Origin of the sequence: Streptomyces zhihengii, assembly GCF_016919245.1 — a bacterium.
GTDB lineage: Bacteria > Actinomycetota > Actinomycetes > Streptomycetales > Streptomycetaceae > Streptomyces > Streptomyces zhihengii.
The window spans coordinates 6384433-6405574 of record NZ_JAFEJA010000001.1 but is presented as its reverse complement, the minus strand read 5'-3'; the positions used below and the strand labels follow the sequence as shown (position 1 = coordinate 6405574).

The 21142-nt window shown below is 72.9% G+C and carries 21 protein-coding genes; 8 read left to right on the top strand and 13 right to left on the bottom strand.

What is annotated here, in order from left to right; translation table 11 throughout:
* Positions 1-84: 84 nt before the first annotated feature.
* On the bottom strand, positions 85-516 hold the full coding sequence (locus tag JE024_RS27285) for an NfeD family protein (RefSeq protein WP_205376121.1): 432 nt from the start codon (positions 514-516) through the stop codon (positions 85-87).
* 156 nt (positions 517-672) lie between these two features.
* Entirely contained in the window at positions 673-1464 is a 792-nt protein-coding gene (locus tag JE024_RS27280) for an ABC transporter ATP-binding protein (protein WP_205376120.1), read from the bottom strand.
* A gap of 211 nt (positions 1465-1675) precedes the next feature.
* On the opposite strand from JE024_RS27280, the gene JE024_RS27275 reads away from it, so the two are divergent.
* On the top strand, positions 1676-2467 hold the full coding sequence (locus tag JE024_RS27275) for an Rv1486c family protein (protein WP_205376119.1): 792 nt from the start codon (positions 1676-1678) through the stop codon (positions 2465-2467).
* Positions 2468-2705: 238 nt separating this feature from the next.
* Here JE024_RS27275 and JE024_RS27270 read toward each other — a convergent pair whose 3' ends face one another.
* The 3 genes from JE024_RS27270 to JE024_RS27260 all read right to left on the bottom strand — a co-directional run bounded on the left by JE024_RS27270 (position 2706) and on the right by JE024_RS27260 (position 5009).
* Positions 2706-2954 carry a chaplin gene (locus JE024_RS27270; RefSeq protein ID WP_205376118.1) on the bottom strand — a complete coding sequence of 83 codons (249 nt, stop codon included), beginning with the start codon at positions 2952-2954 and terminating at the stop codon, positions 2706-2708.
* A gap of 272 nt (positions 2955-3226) precedes the next feature.
* On the bottom strand, positions 3227-3871 hold the full coding sequence (locus JE024_RS27265) for a response regulator (protein WP_205376117.1): 645 nt from the start codon (positions 3869-3871) through the stop codon (positions 3227-3229).
* Entirely contained in the window at positions 3864-5009 is a 1146-nt protein-coding gene (locus tag JE024_RS27260; RefSeq protein WP_205376116.1) for a GAF domain-containing sensor histidine kinase, read from the bottom strand. Before JE024_RS27260 ends, JE024_RS27265 begins: the two co-directional genes overlap by 8 nt.
* Positions 5010-5193: 184 nt before the next feature.
* On the opposite strand from JE024_RS27260, the gene JE024_RS27255 reads away from it, so the two are divergent.
* The 3 genes from JE024_RS27255 (at position 5194) to JE024_RS27245 (ending at position 7960) form a co-directional block, all read left to right on the top strand.
* Positions 5194-5889 carry an SDR family NAD(P)-dependent oxidoreductase gene (locus JE024_RS27255; RefSeq protein WP_205376115.1) on the top strand — a complete coding sequence of 232 codons (696 nt, stop codon included), beginning with the start codon at positions 5194-5196 and terminating at the stop codon, positions 5887-5889.
* The gene (locus JE024_RS27250) at positions 5886-6962 is read left to right on the top strand and encodes an S-adenosylmethionine:tRNA ribosyltransferase-isomerase (protein ID WP_244883089.1); all 1077 of its coding nucleotides are present in this window, start codon (positions 5886-5888) and stop codon (positions 6960-6962) included. The genes JE024_RS27255 and JE024_RS27250 overlap by 4 nt, the downstream gene beginning before the upstream one ends.
* Before the next feature lie 278 nt (positions 6963-7240).
* Positions 7241-7960, top strand: coding sequence for a transglycosylase SLT domain-containing protein (locus tag JE024_RS27245; protein ID WP_205376114.1), 720 nt, complete (start codon positions 7241-7243; stop codon positions 7958-7960).
* A gap of 100 nt (positions 7961-8060) precedes the next feature.
* Here JE024_RS27245 and JE024_RS27240 read toward each other — a convergent pair whose 3' ends face one another.
* Entirely contained in the window at positions 8061-10598 is a 2538-nt protein-coding gene (locus JE024_RS27240; protein WP_205376113.1) for an ABC transporter ATP-binding protein/permease, read from the bottom strand.
* Positions 10599-10938: 340 nt separating this feature from the next.
* On the opposite strand from JE024_RS27240, the gene serB reads away from it, so the two are divergent.
* Positions 10939-12165, top strand: a complete 1227-nt coding sequence (gene serB, locus JE024_RS27235) for a phosphoserine phosphatase SerB (RefSeq protein WP_205376112.1) — start codon at positions 10939-10941, stop codon at positions 12163-12165.
* 132 nt (positions 12166-12297) lie between these two features.
* Here the strand turns inward: serB and JE024_RS27230 are convergent, their stop codons facing one another.
* The 4 genes from JE024_RS27230 to JE024_RS27220 all read right to left on the bottom strand — a co-directional run bounded on the left by JE024_RS27230 (position 12298) and on the right by JE024_RS27220 (position 15116).
* On the bottom strand, positions 12298-12849 hold the full coding sequence (locus tag JE024_RS27230; RefSeq protein ID WP_205376111.1) for a SixA phosphatase family protein: 552 nt from the start codon (positions 12847-12849) through the stop codon (positions 12298-12300).
* A gap of 75 nt (positions 12850-12924) precedes the next feature.
* Positions 12925-13134, bottom strand: a complete 210-nt coding sequence (locus JE024_RS27225) for a hypothetical protein (protein WP_205376110.1) — start codon at positions 13132-13134, stop codon at positions 12925-12927.
* Between the two features lie 568 nt (positions 13135-13702).
* Positions 13703-13819: an SGM_5486 family transporter-associated protein gene (locus tag JE024_RS41965; RefSeq protein ID WP_280521568.1), complete on the bottom strand. Its 117-nt coding sequence runs from the start codon at positions 13817-13819 to the stop codon at positions 13703-13705.
* A gap of 4 nt (positions 13820-13823) precedes the next feature.
* Entirely contained in the window at positions 13824-15116 is a 1293-nt protein-coding gene (locus tag JE024_RS27220; RefSeq protein ID WP_205376109.1) for a CynX/NimT family MFS transporter, read from the bottom strand.
* Between the two features lie 84 nt (positions 15117-15200).
* On the opposite strand from JE024_RS27220, the gene JE024_RS27215 reads away from it, so the two are divergent.
* Positions 15201-15887 (top strand): FadR/GntR family transcriptional regulator, encoded by a 687-nt coding sequence (locus JE024_RS27215; RefSeq protein WP_205376108.1) that lies wholly within the window; start codon positions 15201-15203, stop codon positions 15885-15887.
* Here JE024_RS27215 and JE024_RS27210 read toward each other — a convergent pair.
* The 3 genes from JE024_RS27210 to fabG all read right to left on the bottom strand — a co-directional run bounded on the left by JE024_RS27210 (position 15859) and on the right by fabG (position 17887).
* Entirely contained in the window at positions 15859-16230 is a 372-nt protein-coding gene (locus JE024_RS27210; protein WP_205376107.1) for a hypothetical protein, read from the bottom strand. The genes JE024_RS27215 and JE024_RS27210 overlap by 29 nt on opposite strands.
* 180 nt (positions 16231-16410) lie before the next feature.
* Positions 16411-17178 (bottom strand): enoyl-ACP reductase FabI, encoded by a 768-nt coding sequence (gene fabI, locus JE024_RS27205; protein WP_205376106.1) that lies wholly within the window; start codon positions 17176-17178, stop codon positions 16411-16413.
* A 4-nt stretch (positions 17179-17182) separates the two neighbouring features.
* Positions 17183-17887 carry a 3-oxoacyl-[acyl-carrier-protein] reductase gene (fabG, locus tag JE024_RS27200; RefSeq protein ID WP_205376105.1) on the bottom strand — a complete coding sequence of 235 codons (705 nt, stop codon included), beginning with the start codon at positions 17885-17887 and terminating at the stop codon, positions 17183-17185.
* A 212-nt stretch (positions 17888-18099) separates the two neighbouring features.
* Between fabG and JE024_RS27195 the strand changes: the two genes are divergently transcribed.
* On the top strand, positions 18100-19623 hold the full coding sequence (locus tag JE024_RS27195) for a TldD/PmbA family protein (RefSeq protein WP_205376104.1): 1524 nt from the start codon (positions 18100-18102) through the stop codon (positions 19621-19623).
* A gap of 91 nt (positions 19624-19714) precedes the next feature.
* Complete coding sequence (locus JE024_RS27190; RefSeq protein WP_205376103.1) at positions 19715-21109, top strand: metallopeptidase TldD-related protein; 1395 nt, start codon at positions 19715-19717, stop codon at positions 21107-21109.
* The last annotated feature ends 33 nt before the right edge of the window (positions 21110-21142 follow it).

Below are 21142 nucleotides of genomic sequence, written 5' to 3'. Positions count from 1 at the left end.
AGTTTCCCAGAACAGGGGCCGTGCTGTGGGCCGTTCGGCCCGTTCGGTCGCGGACCCGGGGCCGGGATCCGACCGGACGGGCCGTCACATGACGACCGCGGTGGCGCCGTCGATCTCCACCACGTCGACCTGCCGGCCCGGTTCGAAGACGAGCGAGTCGTCGAAGGAGCGGGCGGACCAGATCTCCCCTGCGAGTTTGATGCGGCCGCCGGCGCCGTCGACGCGTTCCACGACCACGGCCTGGCGGCCCTTGAGGGCGTCGACCCCGCTGGCGAAGCCCGCCCCCTGCTGCTTCCGCTGGCGGGCCGCGATCGGGCGCACCACCGCGATGAGGGCGACGGAGACGGCGACGAAGACCAGGACCTGGGCGACCACACCGCCGCCCGCGGCCGCGACGACCGCGGCGGCGACCGCGCCCGCGGAGAACATGCCGAACTCGGGCATCGCGGTGAGCACGAGCGGAATGCCCAGTCCGACCGCGCCGATCAGCCACCACACCCATGCGTCGATGTCCACGCCGTCATGGTAGGTGCGCCGGTCGGGGTGGGGACAGGGGGCATGGGCAAATGCCCGCTGTTTCGGGGCGGGTTGGGCGGCCTTTCGACGGGGGCCGGACGGGGGCACGGCCCGGCCGCGGCGGGGAGCGGCGGCGGGTGGGGCCCGTGGGGCGGGTCAGCCGAGCGGCAGCCCGTGGGCGGTCCAGCGGTCGGCGGTGCGCTCGACGACCAGCGGCAGGCCGAAGCAGAGGGAGAGGTTGCGCGAGGTGAGCTCGGTCTCCATCGGGCCGGCGGCGAGGATCTTGCCCTGCCGGATCATGAGGACGTGGGTGAACCCGGGGGCGATCTCCTCGACATGGTGGGTCACCATGATCATCGAGGGGGCGTAGGGGTCGCGGGCGAGCCGGCCGAGGCGCCGCACGAGGTCCTCGCGTCCGCCGAGGTCGAGGCCGGCCGCGGGCTCGTCCAGGAGCAGCAGCTCGGGGTCGGTCATCATGGCGCGGGCGATCATGGTGCGCTTGCGCTCGCCCTCGGAGAGGGTGCCGAACCTGCGGTCGAGGTACTCGGTCATGCCGAGGCGGTCGAGGAAGGCGCGGGCGCGCCGCTCGTCGACCTCGTCGTAGTCCTCGTGCCAGGTGGCGGTCATGCCGTAGGCGGCGGTGAGCACGGTCTGCAGGACGGTCTGGCGCTTGGGGAGCTTCTCGGCCATGGCGATGCCGGCCACGCCGATGCGGGGGCGGAGCTCGAAGACGTCGACGCCGCCGAGGCGCTCGCCGAGGATGCGGGCCGTGCCGGTGGTCGGGAAGAGGTAGCTGGACGCGACGTTGAGGAGGGTCGTCTTGCCGGCGCCGTTGGGGCCGAGGATGACCCAGCGCTCCCCCTCCTTGACCGACCAGGAGACGTCGTCCACCAGAGCGCGTCCGTCGCGGACCACGGATACGTCCACCAGCTCCAGTACATCGCTCATGAGCGCGTTGTCTCCCCATGCATCGTCGAGGTCTTCGGGTGCGTGTGTGCCTTCCGGGCACTTTTGTGCACCTGTGGGCACACCACCCAGGGAAAACCTACGCCACCCGCCGGGCGTGCCGGTGCCCGGTCCCGCGCTTGGTGCCGGGGCCGTCCCGCGGAGGGGGCGAGGGCGCTCCCCGCGGCGGCGGACCGTTACCTAGGGTGTGGGCATGTTTTCGGAACCGCGTTCAGGACGTCTGGCCGCCTGGGGCAACGCCCTCCTGGCCCACAAGGTGTCGCCCGACGAGGCGGCGCTCGCGATCGTCGGCGAGGACGCCGTGCACCGTGTCGAGGGCCTGCCGGGCGAGGCGGCGCCGGTCGGGCTCACGCTGGCCCTGGGGCGGCTGCGGTCGCTCGGGGTGACCGGGTACCGGGTGGCGCTGCCGGCGCCGGGGCATCCGCTGGGGCTCAGCGGGCCGCCGGAGTTCAACGCGCGCGCCCTGGAGGCCGGGGAGGCGGTGGTCGGCACGGGGGCCGCGTGGGGGCTGGTGCCCGAGGTGTACGAGGCGGGTCCGGCGGGGGACGTGCACGCGGAGGTGGTGTGGCACTGCCTGCCGGTGCGCGAGGCTCCGCCGGCCGACGTGCCCTCGCTGGGCGAGGCGGAGCGGGAGCTGGCGGAGGCGCTGCGGGAGGCGACCGAGGTGCTGACCCGGCTGGACGTGGCGGCCTCGGGCCCGGTGGCGGAGGCGGCGCTGGACGCCTACCGGGCGCGGTCGGAGCGGGGTTCGGGCGAGGTGCTGGCCCCGGGGTACCCGCCGCGCGCGGTGCGGGTGCTGGAGCTGGCCCGGCGGATCGGGCTGCTGATCTCGCTGGCGTACGGGAACGGGCACGGCGGGGCGGTGAGCGCGTCGCAGATGGCGGCGCGGGCCGAGGCGCTGCGGCCGGTGGAGAGGGTGGCCCGGCGGGCGCAGGTGGCAGCGTACAACGCGTATGTGGAGGAGCGGGAGCGCGGCCGCGGCTGACGCGGGGCCTCCCCCGCGGGCCCGTCCTCGCCAGGTGCCCTTCGCGGGATCCGTGAACGGCGGGCCTCGTGCGCGGCGGCTCCCCGGCGGTCGCGGCTCCGGGGGCGCGGGACGCGCGGCGCCCCGGCCGCGGTGGAGGGCGGGGGCGAGACGGTCACGGCTCCGCGGACGCCGGTCGCGCGACGCACGACGCCCCGGCCGCGGTGGGTGCGCGGCCGGGGCGTTCGGGTGCGGCGGGTCAGCCGTTGACGGCGGCGTTGCCGAACACGGGGTTGAGCAGGCCGATCACGTTGACCGAGTTGCCCGACACGTTGACCGGGACGTGGACCGGGACCTGGACCAGGTTGCCGGAGGCGACGCCCGGGGACTTCACGGCCTCGCCGTGGGCGTGCGCGCCACCGGTGGTGGCGGAGGCGGCGCCCGCGCCCGCGGCCACGATGCTGCCGGCGATCATGCTGAGGGCCGCGGCCCTCTTCAGGTTCTTCACTGCTTCGTTCCTCCTGGGACATCTGCCGCGGCCGGCCGCCGCAGCACGCCCTGGAGAACGCGGGGGCGCACCGGAGGATGCGCCATGTGAGTGACATCCACCCGACAGTATGAATCTCTGATCGGAGCGTGACCTTCCGTCGCGCGGCTCGTCCTCCGTGCCCGCCGCGCGGCCGGCCCCCCGGCCCCGTGCCCGCCCGCCCGGCTTCGTCCCCCGTGCCCGTGCCCGCCCGCGCGGGCCTCTCCCCCGTGCCCGGCGGGCGGACCGGCCGGTCAGTCGGTCATGCCGTGCCGGACCGCCCACAGCGCGGCCTGGGTGCGGTCGGCGACGTCCAGCTTCATGAGGATGTTCGAGACATGGGTCTTGACCGTCTTCTCGGAGAGCACCAGCGCGCGGGCGATCTCCCGGTTGGAGCGGCCGTCCGCGATCAGGCCGAGCACCTCGCGCTCGCGTTCGGTCAGGCTCGGGCCCCGGCCGCCCGTGCCGCCGTGCGCGTCCTGGGAGAGCAGCGCCCCGGCGACCTCCTGCTGGAGCAGGACGTGCCCCGCGTGGACGGAGCGGATGGCGCCGGCCAGTGCCTCGGGGTCGACGTCCTTGTAGACGTAGCCCGCGGCCCCGGCGCGCAGCGCGGGGACCACCGTGCGCTGCTCGGTGAAGCTGGTGACGATCAGCACCTTCGCCGGGTTGGCCAGCTCCCGCAGCCGGCGCAGGGCCTCGATGCCGTCGGTGCCCGGCATCTTGACGTCCATGAGGACCACGTGCGGCTTCAGCTCCTCGGCGCGGGCCACGCCCTCGTCGCCGTCGGCGGCCTCGCCGACGACCTCTATGTCGTCCTGGATCTCCAGGAAGGTGCGCAGGCCGCGCCGCACCACCTGGTGGTCGTCGACCAGCAGGACGCGGATCTTCCGCTCAGCCACCGGGGACCTCCATCTCGATCGTGGTGCCCCTGCCGGGCGCCGATTCCACGCTGAGCCTGCCGCCCACGCCGCCGGCCCGGTCCCGCATCGACACCAGGCCCAGGTGCCGGCCGGCCCGGCGCACGGCCCGGGGCTCGAAGCCCTTGCCGTTGTCCGTGACGCTGAGGACGACGCCCTGCCCGCGGCGGACGAGGGCCACGTCGACGGTGTCCGCCCCGGAGTGGCGCAGCGCGTTGTGGAGGGCCTCCTGGGCGACCCGCAGCAGCGCTTCCTCCTGGGCGGCGGGGAGGGCCCTGATCCCGCTGGTGCCGAAGCCGACCTTCGCGCCGTGCGCGCGGTCGAGGACCTGGACGTGGGTGCGCAGGGTGTTGACCAGACCGTCCTCGTCGAGGGCGGCGGGCCGCAGCTCGACGACGGCGGCGCGCAGCTCGTCGGCGGCCTCGGCGGCGAGCGCGGCGACCTGCTGGAGCTCGCCCTTGGCGCGCCCCGGGTCACGGTCGACCAGGGCGGCGGCGGCCTGGGCGGTCAGCCGGAGCGAGAAGAGCTTCTGGCTGACGGCGTCGTGCAGCTCGTGGGCGAGCCGGGAGCGCTCCTCGGCGATGGTGAGCTCCCGGCTGCGCTCGTAGAGCCGGGCGTTGGTGAGGGCGATGGCGGCGTGCTGGGCGAGCATCCGCAGCAGGTCCTCGTCCTCCTCGGTGAAGCCGCAGACGCCGTCCGGCTTGGGGCAGCGCTTGTTGGCGAGGAAGAGGGCGCCGATGACCTCGTCGCCGTCCTTGACGGGCAGCCCGATGAAGTCGGACATGTCGGGGTGGGAGGAGGGCCAGCCCTCGAACCGGGGGTCCTTGCGGACGTCGGCGAGGCGCTCGGTCCGCGCGTCCTGGAGCATCGCGGCGAGGATGCCGTGCTGGCGCGGCAGGGGCCCGATCGCCTTCCACTGGGCGTCGCTGACGCCGTCGACGACGAACTGGGCGAAGCCGCCGTGGTCGTCGGGCACGCCGAGCGCCGCGTACTCGGCGTCGAGCAGGCGGCGGGCCGAGGAGACGATCGTCTTGAGCACGTCGCGCACCTCGAGATGCCTGCTCATCGCGAGGATGGCGGTGCTCACCTCGGCGAGGCCGGAGCTCGGTCGGTCACTCATGGCCTCACCGTACCGGCGGGTCGCCGCCCGCCGTATCGGCCTGTGGACGGCCCGGTCCTGGGCCTGGCGGCGTAGGTCGAAGTGCCCTCGTCCAAGGGTCCCGGCGCACGAGGCGGGGGGCCGTGCCGCGTTCCTAGGTTGGCGGCGAAGGAACGGAAGCGGGACGAGGGAAGGGACGGACGTCATGCCGGTAGCGGTGATCACGGGGGCGTCGAAGGGTCTGGGCCGGGCACTGGCGGCGGGGCTGGCACGGCAGGGCTGGGACCTGGTGCTCGGCGCCCGCACCGGGGCGGTGCTGAGGGAGAGCGCGCGGGACGCCGGCGCGCACGGGACCCGGGTGGTGGCGGTGCCGGGCGATGTGACGGACCCCGGTCACCGGGCGGCGCTGGTGGCGGCGGCCGGTGAGCTGGGCGGGCTCGATCTGCTGGTGAGCAACGCGAGCGCGCTGGGCGCCGAGCCGCTGGTGCGGCTGGCGGAGCTGCCGGTGGCGGGACTGCGGGCGGCGCTGGAGACCAACACGGTGGCCGCGCTGGGGCTGGTGCGGGAGGCGCTGCCGCTGCTGCGGCGCTCCGCGGCGGCCTCGGTCGTGGTGGTGAGCTCGGACGCGGCGGCCGAGGCGTATCCGCAGTGGGGCGGCTACGGGGCGTCGAAGGCGGCGCTCGACCAGCTCGCCGCGGTGCTGGCGGTGGAGGAGCCGTGGCTGCGGGTGTGGAGCGTGGACCCGGGCGACATGCGGACGGACCTGTACGCGGCGGCGGTGCCGGACGACGACGATCCGCGTCCGGAGCCGGAGTCGGTGGTGCCCGGGTTCCTGGCGCTTCTCGCGCGGCGGCCGGTGAGCGGCCGCTACACGGCCCCGGCGCTGCTGGAGACCCGGTGACCGCCGCGGGGGCCCTGGCCGGGCTGCGGGTGCCGGACGAGCTCTCGGCCAGGGAGCCGGCGGAGGAGCGGGGCTCGGGGCGGGACGACGTCCGGCTGATGGTGTCGCGCGGCACGCGGGTGTCGCACCACGCGTTCCGCGAGCTGGCGGGGCAGCTCCGGGCCGGGGACGTGCTGGTCGTCAACACCTCGGCGACGCTGCCGGCCGCGGTGGACGGGCGGATCGGGACCGAGGCGGTGGTGGTCCACTTCTCCACACGCGGGGACGGCGGCCGGTGGGCGGTGGAGCTGCGGCGGCCGGACGGCTCGGGGACCACGCTGCCCCGTGCGGGCGGCCCGCCGGGGGCGTCGGTGCGGCTGCCGGGCGGCGGGCTGCTGGTGCTCGGGGAGCCGCTGGCGGCGGGGGCGGACCGCCTGTGGTGGGGCACGGTGTCGGTGGACGTGCCCGGGCTGCTGGCGCGGTACGGGCGCCCCATCCGGTACGGCTACACGCGCCGTGACCGTCCGGCCGAGGCGTACCAGACGGTGTTCGCGCTGCCCTCGCCCGACGGTTCCGGTTCAGCGGAGATGCCGAGCGCGGGGCGGCCCTTCACCCCGGAGCTGGTGGCCCTGCTGGTGAGCCGGGGGGTGCAGTTCGCGCCGCTCACGCTGCACACGGGGGTGGCGTCGGCGGAGGCTCACGAGCCGCCGTACCCGGAGCGGTTCGAGGTGCCGGCGTCGACGGCGTGGCTGGTGAACGCGGCGAAGGCTGCCGGGGGGCGGGTGGTGGCGGTGGGGACGACGGCCGTGCGGGCGCTGGAGTCGGCGGCGGACCCGTCGGGGGTGGTGGCGCCCGCGGGGGGCTGGACCGACCTGGTGGTGACGCCGCGCCGGGGGGTGCGGGTGGTCGACGGCCTGCTGACGGGGCTGCACGAGCCGGCGGCGTCCCATCTGCTGATGCTGGCGGCGGTGGCCGGGGAGCGGGCGCTGGCCCGCGCGTACGCCGAGGCGCTGAGGCGGCGCTACCTCTGGCACGAGTTCGGGGACGTCCACCTCATCCTTCCGGCGGAGGAGCCTCACACTGTGGATTGCTGATGCAACAGGGGGTGAGTCCGGCGTGTCCCCCGTGTGAGGCCGGGCATAGGACGCAGGTCACTTACGAACCACGCTAGTACGTACATAAAGGGCGTGTGAGCCGGTACTTCACGGGTGAAACGGACGTATGGGGCAAGGGTGATCCACTATGACGGATCGTACGTCACACCTTTGCCAGGGCATTTTGCCGCCGCTAAGAATTGCCGACGTCGCTTCCGAACAGCGCAGAGCCGATCCGGCCTGAGGCGACTTTCCGCTATTCGAAGAGGTACGTCTGTATGTCCGCGTTCAACACCACCGCCCTCCGTCGTCTCCGATCGCGCAAGGCCGCGGTCACCGGCGTCGCCGTTGCCGCCTCCGCCGCCGTGGCGCTCACGCTCGCCCCCGGCGACGCCGAGGCGGAGACGACCACCCAGGTCGCCGCGGCCGCCCCGGTCGCGTGGAAGGTCAACCCCGAGCAGGCCGCACAGGTCCGCGAGAGCATCGCCACGCAGCAGACCGCCTTCGAGGCCCAGTTCAAGGCCGCGCAGGCGAAGAAGAAGGCGGAGGCAGCCGCCGCGAAGAAGGCCGAGGCCGCCAAGAAGGCCGCGGCCAAGGCCGCCGCGGAGAAGCGCGCCGCCGCGAAGGCCGCCGCCGACCGGTCCGCCCGCGCCGCCAAGCCGGCGAAGGTGACCTACCCGAACAACCTGGACGGCTGGATCCGCGAGGCCATGTCCATCATGAAGAAGCACGACATCCCGGGCAGCTACGAGGGCATCCACCGCAACATCATGCGCGAGTCCTCCGGCAACCCGATGGCCATCAACAACTGGGACATCAACGCCATCAACGGCGTGCCGTCGAAGGGCCTGCTCCAGGTCATCAAGCCGACCTTCGACTACTACCACGTCCCGGGCACCAAGAAGGACCAGTACGACCCGGTCGCCAACATCGTCGCCGCCTGCAACTACGCGGCCGACAAGTACGGCTCCATGGACAACGTGAACAGCGCCTACTGAGGCACCCCGCAGACTGCCCCGCGACGAGGCGGCGCGCACGACAGACGCCGGAGGGCGCACCCCGTACGGGGTGCGCCCTCCGGCGTCGCCTGCGCGGCGGTCACTTGCGCATGACCTCCGGCTCGTGACGGCGCAGGAAGCGCGCCACGAGCACACCGCACAGCGCGCCGAGCACGAGCAGGGCGGCCATGTCGATGCCCCAGGCCGCGGCGTCGTTGTCCCACAGCGGGTCGGTGCTGGACGGATCGTCCGTGTTCGGGTTGATCCGGTTGAAGTCCAGCGTCGCGCCGGCGGCGGCGACGGCCCAGCGGGACGGCATCAGGTACGAGAACTCGTTGACGCCGACCGTGCCGTGCAGGATGAACAGGCAGCCGGTGAACACCACCTGGATGATCGCGAACATCACCAGCAGCGGCATGGTCTTCTCGGCGGTCTTGACCAGGGCCGAGATGATCAGTCCGAACATCATGGACGTGAAACCGAGCGCCATGATCGGCAGCGACAGCTCCAGCATCACCATGCTGCCGAGGACGAGCCCCTCCTCGGGGAGCTCGCGGGTGGCGAAGCCGATCGCGCCGACCAGACCGCCCTGGATCACCGTGATCAGGCCGAGGACGATCACCTTCGACATCAGGTACGCGGAGCGGGACAGGCCCGTGGCGCGTTCCCGCTCGTAGATCACCCGTTCCTTGATCAGCTCACGGACGGAGTTGGCGGCACCGGCGAAGCAGGCGCCGACCACCAGGATGAGCAGCACGGTGGTGGCCGTGCCGTTCGGGATGATCCGGCCCGTCTGCTCGTTGACGTTGACCAGCAGGCCCTTGTCCGGGTCGATGACCAGGCTGACCGCGCCGAGCACCGCCGGCAGGATCAGCATCAGCGCCATGAAGCCCTTGTCGGACGCGATCACCGAGACGTAGCGCCGGATCAGGGTGAGGAGCTGGGACCCCCAGCTCTGCGGCTTCGGCGGGCGGATCTGCTGCGGCGGCGGCATGTTGACCGCCTGGGGGGCGACGGCGTCGATGTCGGCCGCGTACATCTGGTAGTGCTGCGAGCCCTTCCAGCGGCCCGCCCAGTCGTAGTCGCGGTAGTTCTCGAACGCCGAGAACACGTCCGCCCACGTGCTGTAACCGAAGAAGTTGAGCGCCTCCTCCGGCGGACCGAAGTAGGCCACCGCGCCGCCCGGCGCCATGACCAGGAGCTTGTCGCACAGACCGAGCTCGGCCACGGAGTGGGTGACCACCAGGACGGTGCGGCCGTCGTCGGCCAGCCCGCGCAGCAGCTGCATCACATCGCGGTCCATGCCCGGGTCGAGACCGGAGGTCGGCTCGTCCAGGAAGATCAGCGACGGCTTGGTCAGCAGCTCCAGCGCGACGGAGACCCGCTTGCGCTGGCCGCCCGAGAGGGCGGTGACCTTCTTGTCCTTGTGGATGTCGAGCTTGAGCTCGCGCAGCACCTCGCCGATGCGCGCCTCGCGCTCGGCCTCGGTGGTGTCCGCGGGGAAGCGCAGCTTCGCCGCGTACTTCAGCGCCTTACGGACGGTGAGCTCCTTGTGCAGGATGTCGTCCTGCGGGACCAGTCCGATGCGCTGGCGCAGCTCGGCGAACTGCTTGTAGAGGCTGCGGTTGTCGTAGAGGACGTCGCCCTGGTTGGCGGGCCGGTAGCCGGTGAGCGCCTTGAGCAGGGTGGACTTGCCGGAGCCGGAGGGGCCGATGACGCCGATCAGCGACTTCTCGGGCACACCGAAGGACACGTCGCGCAGGATCTGCTTCCCGCCGTCGACGGTCACCGTGAGGTGCCGCGCGGAGAAGGAGACCTCACCGGTGTCGACGAACTCCTCGAGCCGGTCGCCGACGAGCCGGAACGTCGAGTGGCCGACGCCGACGATGTCGTTCGGGCCGATGAGGACCGTGGACGACTTGGCGATCGGCTGGCCGTTGACGTACGTGCCGTTGTGCGAACCGAGGTCGCGGATCTCGAACCGGCCGTCGGGCGTCGCCGTGAACTCGGCGTGCAGCCGGGAGACCTGGAGGTCGGAGACGACCAGCTCGTTCTCCAGCGCACGGCCGATCCGCATCACCCGGCCCAGCGAGAACTGGTGGAACGTGGTCGGGCTGCGGTCGCCGTGGACCGGGGACGCACCCTGCGGTCTCGGGGCGCCCTGCTGGTGCGGGACCTGCGGCGGCTGCTGCTGCCAGCCCTGCTGCTGGGGCTGGTGCGGCTGCTGCGGAGCAGGAGCGTGCGGCTGCTGCGCCGGAGCCTGGGGCTGCTGCCAGCCCTGCTGCGCGGCGGCGGCCTGCTGGGGCGCCGCGGCGGGCGCGCTGTAGGCCCCGGCGGCGGCGCTGAGGCTCAGCCGCGGGCCGTCGGTGGCGTTGCCCAGATGCACGGCCGAGCCGGCGCCGAGCTCCATCTGCTGGACCCGCTGCCCCTGCACATACGTGCCGTTGGTGCTGCCGTGGTCCTCGATGACCCAGCCGCGCCCGCCCCAGCTGATCGTCGCGTGGCGCCACGAGACCCTTGCGTCGTCGATCACCAGATCACCCTGCGGGTCACGGCCGAGGGTGTACGACCTGGACGGATCGAGAGTCCAGGTCCTTCCGTTCAATTCCAGTACGAGTTCCGGCACTCCATGCCCCACTAGTTGTCCCCCGAGCTTCCCCCGTTACCGGGAGTCTAGGGATGGCGAACATCGTGGGGAACTATTTCAGGCCCGGTCCGTCATTCGAAAGCCAGGCCTCGTGAAGAGCCTGTTCGGTACGGAGTTGGGACCTTCGTCGACGCTTCGTCGCCGGCGGGGAGCGGGCGCCCGGCACCGGTGTCCGGCCATCACGTCACGAACCGTCCGAGGTCGCCACCCAGGCGACACAACGGTGCCGAACGGGACGGTCCGGACGCCCTGGCGGCGCCGGGGGCGCGACTGTCCGGCAGGCGGGACGGAGGCTCTCCCCGGACCGCCCGCCCGATACGGTGGTAGCACCATGAGCGCATCCGAGACCCCTCCCGGCACCGACGTCCCCACCCTTCTCGTCAAGATCTTCGGGAAGGACCGGCCCGGTATCACCGCGGGCCTCTTCGACACCCTCGCCGCCTACGCCGTCGACGTGGTCGACATCGAGCAGGTCGTCTCCCGCGGCAGGCTCGTCCTGTGCGCCCTGGTCACGGCTCCGGCGGCCGGCCTGGCCACCGAGGGCGATCTGCGCGCCACCGTGCACAGCTGGGCCGAGTCGCTGAAGCTCCAGGCCGAGATCATCTCCGGCACGGGCGACAACCGGCCGCGCGGCAGCGGCCGTTCCCATGTGACCGTGCTCGGGCACCCGCTGACCGCCGAGTCGACCGCCGCCATAGCGGCCACCATCGCCGGCACCGGCGCCAACATCGACCGCATCTTCCGGCTGGCGAAGTACCCGGTGACCGCCGTCGAGTTCGCGGTCTCCGGCGTGGAGACCGAACCACTGCGCACGGCCCTGGCCACCAAGGCGCACGGCATCGGCGTCGACGTGGCCGTCGTCTCGGCCGGGCTGCACCGGCGCGCCCAGCGCCTGATCGTGATGGACGTCGACTCGACGCTGATCCAGGACGAGGTCATCGAGCTGTTCGCGGCCCACGCCGGCTGCGAGGCCGAGGTGGCCGAGGTGACGGCCGCCGCCATGCGCGGCGAGCTGGACTTCGAGCAGTCCCTGCACGCCCGGGTGGCACTGCTGGAGGGCCTCGACGCCTCCGTGGTGGACAAGGTGCGCGCCGAGGTACGGCTCACGCCGGGCGCCCGCACCCTGATCCGCACCCTCAAGCGGCTGGGCTACCAGGTCGGCGTGGTGTCGGGCGGCTTCACCCAGGTCACCGACGACCTCAAGGAGCGTCTCGGCCTGGACTTCGCCTCGGCCAACACCCTGGAGATCGTGGACGGCAGGCTCACCGGCCGGGTCGTCGGCGACATCGTCGACCGGGCGGGCAAGGCGCGGCTGCTGCGCGGCTTCGCGGCCGAGGCGGGGGTCCCGCTGGCGCAGACCGTGGCGATCGGCGACGGCGCCAACGACCTGGACATGCTGAACGCGGCGGGCCTCGGTGTGGCCTTCAACGCCAAGCCCGTGGTCCGCGAGGCCGCGCACACCGCGGTGAACGTGCCGTTCCTGGACACCGTGCTGTATCTGCTCGGCATCACCCGCGAAGAGGTCGAGGCCGCGGACGACGGCTCGGGCGACCACTGAGACACCCGCACGACGAGGGCCCCGGCGCGGGGATGCGCCGGGGCCCTCGTCGTGCGTGCCCGGCGGGCACGGGGAGTGCCCGCCGGCGCGGTGCCGGTGGTGGTGGCGGTGTGCCGTGTCAGTCGTGCCGTGTCAGTCGTGCGGCGTCCAGTAGTCGACGAGCGTGCCGACGCCGTGCTCGACGTCCTTCCACGGACCGCTGAAGGAGACCACCGCGAAGGCCGAGGTCGGGAAGCCGTCCCTGCTCATCCGGGACAGCGCGTCCCCTTCCGCACGGCCGGCGAGCGCGTCCGCGAGCGCGTGCATCCCCGGGTTGTGGCCGATCACCAGGAGATCCGCCACGTCGTCCGGGGTCTCGCCGAGCAGAGCCAGCAGATCACCGAGGGACGCCTCGTACAGCCGCTCCTCGTACACCGTCCGCGGGCGGTGGGGCAGCTCCTGGACGGCGAGCTTCCAGGTCTCTCGCGTCCTGTCGGCCGTGGAGCACAGGGCGAGGTCGAAGGGGATGCCGGTCTCGGCGAGGCGGCGGCCCGCGACGGGCGCGTCTTTTCGGCCGCGCTCGGCGAGCGGGCGCTCGTGGTCGGACACCTGGGGCCAGTCGGCCTTGGCGTGCCGGAGAAGAACGATCCTGCGGGATTCGGGAGATCCGGGGGGTGTCCCACCGGAAGACACAGCGGCGCTCATGAAACCCAGCTTCGCATGAATTGCGCCAGTGGGCGCAGGGAGTTGACCGGTCTCCCCCCGAAGGGGGCGGGGCCGTCAGCGCATCAGCAGCCCACGGATCAGCTCGACGACCTGCCCCGCCGCCGGAGAGCTCCCGCCGGCGGCGTGCGCCTCGGCGGGACCGGCGATCAGCGTCAGCAGAGCCGCGAAGGCGAGCACCGGGAGCGCCAGCGCCCACCAGGGCAGACGGGCACCGCCGACCCCCGGGGTCCTGGGGTGGGACGGGGTCTGCGTGCGGTGCGGCATGGCCGGCTCCCGGGGTCCGTGGATTCAGTACCCCGAATCTACGGACCACGTCACCCCCGCCCCATCCGGCGAGCCACCCACTTCCCCCTGAGCCTGCCCCCCTAAGGGTTGGTGGTGCCAGCACCACCATCTTGCCCGGGCTCGGTTCGCCTCCGGGGCGCTCAAGACGGCGCCGACGGTCGACCGTGCCTGCCTTCCCCGGGCTCGGTTCGCCTCCGGGGCGCTCAAGACGGTCCCGACGGTCGACCGTGCCTGTTTTCCTCGGGCTCGGTTCGCCTCCGGGGCGCTCAAGACGGTCCCGACGGTCGACCGTGCCTGCCTTCCCCGGGCTCGGTTCGCCTCCGGGGCGCTCAAGACGGTCCCGACGGTCGACCGTGCTCGATCCCTCGTTCCTCGGGACCTCCGCGCGCTCTCCCTTTCGGCACCGCCCGCGCCCCTTCGGCTCACTCGCCACACGGGGATACCGTCGGGCGCACCCCGGCGCAGTCGCCCCACGCGGGGATACCGTCGGGCGCACCCCGGCGCAGTCGCCACACGCGGGGACCGCCCGGCGCGGCGGCCGGGCGGCTCAGGGGGCGGCGATGGTGGCGATGATCGAGATGACGACGCCGATGAGGAGGATCAGGCCGAAGATCCCGAGGAGCTTCCGCTGGCCGTTCTGGGGGTTCGGTTCGAGCACAGGCATGGGGTCAGTCTCGCATCCGCTTCTCGTCCTCGATCGTCCGGTCCCGCCCCGCGAACACGCCCGCCACCATCTGCGGCACCAGGAGCCCCGCCATCAGCAGCAGCGGCACCGTCCAGCCGCCGCTGTGCTGGTAGAGCACGCCGACCAGCAGCGGCCCGGGGATGGAGATCAGATAGCCGGCGGACTGGGCGAACGCGGAGAGCCTGACGACCCCGGCCCCGGTGCGGGACCGCATGCCGATCATGGTCAGGGCGAGCGGGAAGGCGCAGTTGGACACGCCCAGCAGGATCGCCCACGCCCATGCCCCGGCGGCCGGGGCGAGGAACAGGCCCAGGTAGCCGGTGACCCCGCACAGACCGAGGGCGACGACGATCGGGCCCTGGTTGCGCATCCGGGCCGCGAGCCGGGGGATCACGAAGGCCAGCGGGATGCCCATGGCCATGGTCACGGCGAGCAGCACGCCCGCGGCGGAGGCGGAGACCCCGGCGTCGCGGAAGATCTGGGGCATCCAGCCCATGGTGATGTAGGCGCCGGTGGCCTGGAGTCCGAAGAAGCAGGCGAGGGCCCAGGCGGTGGGGCTGCGGGTGATCGGGGGCGCGGGGGTGTCCGCGGCGCGGCCGGCGGCGCCGGGCATGGTCCCGGATCCGGCGCGGTCGCGGAGCAGGGCCAGCCAGGGCAGCACGGCGGCGGCGGCGAGTACGGCCCAGACGGCGAGTCCGGTGCGCCAACTGCCGCCCAGGGCGGACGTCATGGGCACGGTGGCGGCCGCGGCGAGCGAGGTGCCGGCGGCGAGCGCCATGGAGTAGACGCCCGTCATCGGGCCGACCCGGTCGGGGAAGTAGTTCTTGACGATGACCGGCATCAGCACATTGCTGACCGCGATGCCCACGAGGGCCAGCGCGGTCGCGGCGAGGAAGCCCGCGGCGCCGCCGGCGAGGGGGCGGATCACCAGGCCTGCGGTGATGGCGGCCATGCCGGCGCAGACGACGGCCGCGGGGCCGAAGCGGCGGGCGAGCCGGGGCGCGGTGGTGCCGAAGACGGCGAAGCACAGGGCCGGCACCGAGGTGAGCAGACCGGTGACGGTGCCGCTCATGTGGAGGTCGACGCGGGCCTCCTCCAGGAGCGCACCGAGGCTGGTGACGGCCGGCCGGAGGTTGAGCGCGGCGAGGACGATGCCGGCGACGACGAGCCGGGTGGCCCAGACCGTACGCGCACCGGGCGCGGGGCGGGCGGCAGAATCCTGGGACGACGGGGCTGCCGCGCGAGCGGGTCTCAGGGTTCGGGTCTCGTCAGACATGTGCACCATCATAGAATCATGGGATGATTGGTTGTCCACTCGTGCGCGGCACGGGCCGGGACGGCCTTCACGAAAGGGAGCACCATGGCGCTGACCTCCCCCCGGCGTTCCGCGCTGTCGGACCAGGTCATCGGGCAGTTGAGGAACCAGATCACCTCCGGCGAGTGGCCGGTCGGCTCGCGCATCCCCACCGAGCCGGAGCTCGTCGAGCAGCTCGGCGTCGCCCGCAACACGGTCCGCGAGGCCGTGCGCGCGCTCGCGCACAACGGGCTGCTGGACATCCGGCAGGGCTCGGGGACGTACGTGGTGGCGACGAGCGAGCTGGCCGGGGTGATGCACCGCCGGTTCGCCGACGCCGATCCCCGCCATGTCGCCGAGCTGCGCTCCACCCTGGAGTCGTCGGGGGCGCGGCTGGCGGCCGAGCGGCGCACGCCCAAGGACCTGGCGCAGCTCGACGCGCTGCTGGCCCGGCGGGAGGAGGCGTGGGAGTCGGGCGAGGCCGAGCGGTTCGTCGCGGCGGACGCGACCTTCCATCTCGCCGTGGTGGCGGCCTCGCACAACGAGGTGCTGACGGAGCTGTACGCGGACCTGGCCGACCTGCTGCGCGACTGGCTGCGGGACGACGTGGGCGGGGAGCTGCGGCCGGCCCACCACATGGACCACGCGCGGCTGGTGGAGGCGATCCGCGCGGGCGACGGGGAGACCGCGGCCGCGGAGGCGGCGAGCTACCCCTTCATGTGCCTCAGGCGGCCCGCGGGGGCTGGTGGCTGACCCAGACCGCGCGTATCTCCTTCCAGCAGCGCTGGGTGAGCTCGGCGTATCCGGCCGGGAACAGGTCGACGGCCGCGGTGTCGGCGTCGACGTCCCACCAGCGGTCGCACTCGACGTGCAGCCGCACCCGGTCGGCGCCGGGGTTGGGGTTGTGGCAGTACGCGGTGACGGTGGAGCCGTCTATCTCGGTGCGGCAGTCGGCCCGGTAGACCGGGGGCCGTTCGACGCTGTGCCGTGAGGGGCGGTCCGCCTGCTGGCGGAAGGACTGGGAGGCCGTCGGAACCGTCCACAGCAGGAGCGCCGCTGCGGCCAGGACGGAGGCGTCACGCCATGTCGTACGCACAAGCAGGACCCCCTCGGCCGAACTGCGGCGCGCGGAGCGCCGCAAAAGCACCACAAGGAAGATTGCTCCCTCAGCTTCGCCGCCCCCGGGTGCGGCCGCCCGGCCACAGGGCCGAACGGGCGACGCCCCGGCCCCCGCCCAAAGCGGTGCCGGGGCGTCGCCCGTCGGTGTCCTCGCAGGTCAGGCACCCATGATGTGCACGCCGCCGTCGACGTGGACGATCTCGCCCGTGGTCTTCGGGAACCAGTCGGACAGCAGGGCGACGACACCGCGCCCGGTGGGCTCCGGGTCGGCCATGTCCCACTCCAGCGGGGAGCGGTCGTCCCACACCTTGGCCAGGTCGCTGAAGCCGGGGATGGACTTCGCGGCCATGGAGCCGATCGGGCCCGCCGAGATCAGGTTGCAGCGGATCTTCTGCTTGCCGAGGTCACGGGCGAGGTAGCGGCTGGTGGCCTCCAGCGCGGCCTTGGCCGGGCCCATCCAGTCGTACTGGGGCCAGGCGAACTGCGCGTCGAAGGTGAGGCCGACGACCGAGCCGCCCTCCTCCATCAGCGGGAGGCAGGCCATGGTCAGCGACTTCAGCGAGAACGCCGAGACGTGCATGGCCGTGGCGACCGACTCGAAGGGGGTGTTCAGGAAGTTGCCGCCGAGGGCGTCCTGCGGGGCGAAGCCGATGGAGTGGACGACGCCGTCCAGTCCGCCGAGCTCCTCGCGGACGAGGTCGGCCAGGCGGTTCAGGTGCTCGTCGTTGGTGACGTCGAGCTCGATGACCTTGGCGGGCTTCGGGAGCTTCTTGGCGATGCGCTCGGTCAGCGTGGGCCGGGGGAACGCCGTCAGGATGACCTCGGCGCCCTGCTCCTGGGCCAGCTTGGCGGTGTGGAAGGCGATGGAGGACTCCATCAGCACACCGGTGACGAGGATGCGCTTGCCGGCGAGGATTCCGCTCATGTGATCAGTGACCCATGCCCAATCCGCCGTCGACGGGAACGACGGCTCCAGTGATGTACGAGGCGTCGTCGGAGGCGAGGAACGTCACCGCGGCGGCGATCTCATCCGGCTGCGCGTAACGGCCGAGCGGCACCTGGGCGACGATGCCGGCGCGCTGCTCGTCGCTGAGCACCTGGGTCATGTCGGTGTCGACAAAACCGGGGGCGACGACGTTGAAGGTGATGTTGCGCGACCCGAGCTCACGGGCGAGCGAGCGGGCGAAGCCGACCAGCCCGGCCTTGGAGGCGGCGTAGTTGGCCTGGCCCGCGGAGCCGAGCAGGCCCACGACCGAGGAGATCAGCACGACGCGGCCCTTCTTGGCGCGCAGCATGCCGCGGTTGGCGCGCTTGACGACGCGGAAGGTGCCGGTGAGGTTGGTGTCGAGGACGGAGGTGAAGTCCTCCTCCGACATGCGCAGCAGCAACTGGTCCTTGGTGACACCGGCGTTGGCGACCAGCACCTCCACGGGACCGTGCTTCTCCTCGATCTCCTTGTAGGCCTGCTCCACCTGTTCGGCGTCGGTGATGTCGCACTTGACCGCCAGGAAACCGGCCGGGGGCTCCCCGGACCGGTAGGTGATCGCGACGTTGTCGCCGCCCGCGGCGAACGCGCGGGCGATGGCGAGGCCGATGCCCCGGTTTCCTCCGGTGACGAGAACCGAGCGGCTCAACGGATCACCCTTTCCCTCTGCGGTCTGGTACGTCTGCAAACTATCGGTCCGGGACCCCGTACGGAGAATCGGGGCCTGACAGCGCCGTGTGTCCGGCACTGTCGGGTCCCTACAGAAGACCCTCCGCTCCCCTCCGGGCGAACTCGCTGGAAAGAGCCCTCCCGGCGCGACATGATCGGGGCGACCACGTCTCGACGATTAGGAGACATTCCGTGCCTCATTCCCTCGACGCGGCGTTCCTCGCGCTGCCGCTGCGCGCGCTCGCCGACGCGGCGCTCGCCCGGGCCCGCGCGCTCGGCGCCGAGCACGCCGACTTCCGGCTGGAGCGGGTGCGCAGCGCATCGTGGCGGCTGCGCGACGCCAAGCCCGCCGGGTCGTCCGACACCACCGATCTCGGCTACGCGGTGCGGGTGGTGCACGGCGGCGCCTGGGGGTTCGCCTCCGGGGTCGACATGACCATGGACGCCGCCGCCCGGGTGGCCGGTCAGGCCGTCGCGATGGCGAAGCTCTCCGCGAAGGTGATCGCCGCCGCCGGCTCGGACGAGAGGGTGGAGCTGGCCGACGAGCCGGTGCACGCCGAGAAGACCTGGATCTCCTCGTACGAGGTCAACCCCTTCGAGGTGCCGGACGAGGAGAAGACGGGCCTGCTCGCCGACTTCAGCGCGCGGCTGCTCGGCGCGGAGGGCGTCGCGCACGTGGACGCCTCGCTGCTCACCGTGCAGGAGAACAAGTTCTACGCGGACACGGCGGGCACGGTCACCACCCAGCAGCGGGTGCGGCTGCATCCGCAGCTCACCGCGGTCGCCGTCGACGGGACGTCCGGCGAGTTCGACTCCATGCGCACCGTCGCGCCCCCGGTCGGCCGGGGCTGGGAGTACCTGACCGGCACGGGCTGGGACTGGGACGCGGAGCTGGAGGAGATCCCGGGGCTGCTGGCGGAGAAGATGCGCGCCCCGAGCGTCGAGGCGGGCCGCTACGACCTGGTCGTCGACCCGTCGAACCTGTGGCTGACCATCCACGAGTCGATCGGCCACGCCACGGAGCTGGACCGCGCGCTCGGCTACGAGGCGGCGTACGCGGGCACCTCGTTCGCGACCTTCGACCAGCTCGGGAAGCTGGCGTACGGCTCCACGGTGATGAACGTGACCGGCGACCGCACCGCCGAGCACGGGCTGGCGACGATCGGGTACGACGACGAGGGCGTCGAGGCGCAGAGCTGGGACCTGGTGAAGGACGGCACGCTCGTCGGCTACCAGCTCGACCGCCGGATCGCGAAGCTCACCGGCCTCGGCCGCTCCAACGGCTGCGCCTTCGCCGACTCCCCCTCGCACGTGCCGGTGCAGCGGATGGCGAACGTCTCGCTGCGGCCCGATCCGGGCGGCCTGTCGACCGAGGACCTGATCGGCGGGGTGGAGCGCGGGATCTACGTGGTCGGCGACCGCTCGTGGTCGATCGACATGCAGCGCCACAACTTCCAGTTCACCGGGCAGCGCTTCTTCCGCATCGAGAACGGCCGGCTGGCGGGGCAGCTCCGGGACGTCGCCTACCAGGCGACGACGACCGAGTTCTGGGGGTCGATGGAGCAGGTGGGCGGGCCGCAGACGTATGTCCTCGGCGGCGCCTTCAACTGCGGCAAGGCCCAGCCGGGCCAGGTCGCCGCGGTCTCCCACGGCTGCCCCTCCGCCCTCTTCCGGGGCGTCAACATCCTGAACACCACCCAGGAGGCGGGTCGATGAGCGTGGACATCACGCCGGGGACCCCCTGCCGGGGGTCCGGGGGTCGCCCCCCGGGCAAGCACAGTCTGAACACCACCCAGGAGGCGGGTCGATGAGCGCTCGTACCACCAGGCCGCACGAGATCGTCGAGCGCGCGCTCGAGCTGTCCACGGCCGACGGCTGCGTCGTGATCGCCGACGAGCAGTCGTCGGCGAACCTGCGCTGGGCCGGCAACGCCCTGACGACCAACGGCGTCACCCGCGGGCGCACCCTCACCGTCGTCGCGACCGTGGACGGCTCCGAGGGCACCGCGTCCGGGGTGGTCTCCCGGTCGGCCGTGACGTCGGAGGACCTCCAGGCCCTGGTCCGGGCGGCGGAGGACGCCGCCCGGGGCGCCGGCCCGGCCGAGGACGCGCAGCCGCTGGTGTCGGGTGTGCCGGCGTCCCCCGACTTCACCGACGCTCCGGCCGAGACGACGTCGGCGGTCTTCACCGACTTCGCCCCGGCGCTGGGCGAGGCGTTCGCGCGGGCCCGGGCGGGCGGCCGCGAGCTGTACGGCTTCGCGAACCACGAGCTGACGTCGACGTACATCGGCACCTCGACGGGTCTGCGGCTGCGGCACGACCAGCCCGGCGGCACGCTGGAGCTGAACGCCAAGTCGCCGGACCGCTCGCGCTCGGCGTGGGCGGGGCGGTCGACCCGGGACTTCAAGGACGTGGACCCGGGCGCGCTCGACGCCGAGCTGGCGCGGCGTCTCGGCTGGGCGGAGCGCAGGATCGAGCTGCCGGCCGGCCGCTACGAGACGCTGCTGCCGCCGACGGCGGTCGCCGATCTGCTGATCTACCAGCTCTGGTCGTCGGCGGCCCGGGACGCGGCCGAGGGCCGTACGGTCTTCTCCAAGCCGGGCGGCGGCACCCGGGTCGGCGAGCGGCTGTCGCCGCTGCCGCTCACGCTGCGCAGCGATCCGCACGAGCCGGGTCTGGAGTCGGCGCCGTTCGTGATCGCCCACTCCTCCGGGGACGACGCCTCGGTGTTCGACAACGGTCTGCCGCTGGCGCCGGCCGAATGGGTGCGCGACGGGAAGCTGGAGCGGCTCGTGACCACCCGCCACAGCGCCGCGCTGACCGGTCTGCCGGTGGCGCCGGGCGCGGACAACCTGATCCTGGACGCGGGCGGCGAGCGGTCGCTGGAGGAGATGGTCGCCTCGACGGAGCGGGGTCTGCTGCTGACCTGCCTCTGGTACATCCGCGAGGTCGACCCGGCCACCCTGCTGCTGACGGGTCTCACCAGGGACGGCGTGTACCTGGTGGAGCACGGCGAGGTGGTCGGCGAGGTGAACAACTTCCGGTTCAACGAGTCGCCGGTCGGCCTGCTGGGCCGGGCCTCGGAGGCCGGACGGACGGAGAAGACGCTGCCGCGCGAGTGGGGCGACTGGTTCACCCGGGCGGCCATGCCGGCGCTGCGGGTGCCGGACTTCAACATGAGTTCGGTCAGCAAGGGCGTCTGACGGCCTCCTCCCCCGGCCTCCGGGCCGCGGGAG

Bases quoted from the DNA above. Each gene is read 5' to 3' on its own strand.
- serB (WP_205376112.1), top strand. From the start codon at position 10,939: ATGAGCGCATCCGAGACCCCTCCCGGCACCGACGTCCCCACCCTTCTC.
- JE024_RS27245 (WP_205376114.1), top strand. From the start codon at position 7,241: ATGTCCGCGTTCAACACCACCGCCCTCCGTCGTCTCCGATCGCGCAAG.
- JE024_RS41965 (WP_280521568.1), bottom strand. From the start codon at position 13,819: ATGCCTGTGCTCGAACCGAACCCCCAGAACGGCCAGCGGAAGCTCCTC.
- JE024_RS27275 (WP_205376119.1), top strand. From the start codon at position 1,676: ATGTTTTCGGAACCGCGTTCAGGACGTCTGGCCGCCTGGGGCAACGCC.
- JE024_RS27215 (WP_205376108.1), top strand. From the start codon at position 15,201: ATGGCGCTGACCTCCCCCCGGCGTTCCGCGCTGTCGGACCAGGTCATC.
- JE024_RS27225 (WP_205376110.1), bottom strand. From the start codon at position 13,134: ATGCCGCACCGCACGCAGACCCCGTCCCACCCCAGGACCCCGGGGGTC.
- fabI (WP_205376106.1), bottom strand. From the start codon at position 17,178: ATGAGCGGAATCCTCGCCGGCAAGCGCATCCTCGTCACCGGTGTGCTG.
- JE024_RS27220 (WP_205376109.1), bottom strand. From the start codon at position 15,116: ATGTCTGACGAGACCCGAACCCTGAGACCCGCTCGCGCGGCAGCCCCG.
- JE024_RS27255 (WP_205376115.1), top strand. From the start codon at position 5,194: ATGCCGGTAGCGGTGATCACGGGGGCGTCGAAGGGTCTGGGCCGGGCA.
- JE024_RS27280 (WP_205376120.1), bottom strand. From the start codon at position 1,464: ATGAGCGATGTACTGGAGCTGGTGGACGTATCCGTGGTCCGCGACGGA.
- JE024_RS27260 (WP_205376116.1), bottom strand. From the start codon at position 5,009: ATGAGTGACCGACCGAGCTCCGGCCTCGCCGAGGTGAGCACCGCCATC.
- JE024_RS27230 (WP_205376111.1), bottom strand. From the start codon at position 12,849: ATGAGCGCCGCTGTGTCTTCCGGTGGGACACCCCCCGGATCTCCCGAA.
- JE024_RS27190 (WP_205376103.1), top strand. From the start codon at position 19,715: ATGAGCGCTCGTACCACCAGGCCGCACGAGATCGTCGAGCGCGCGCTC.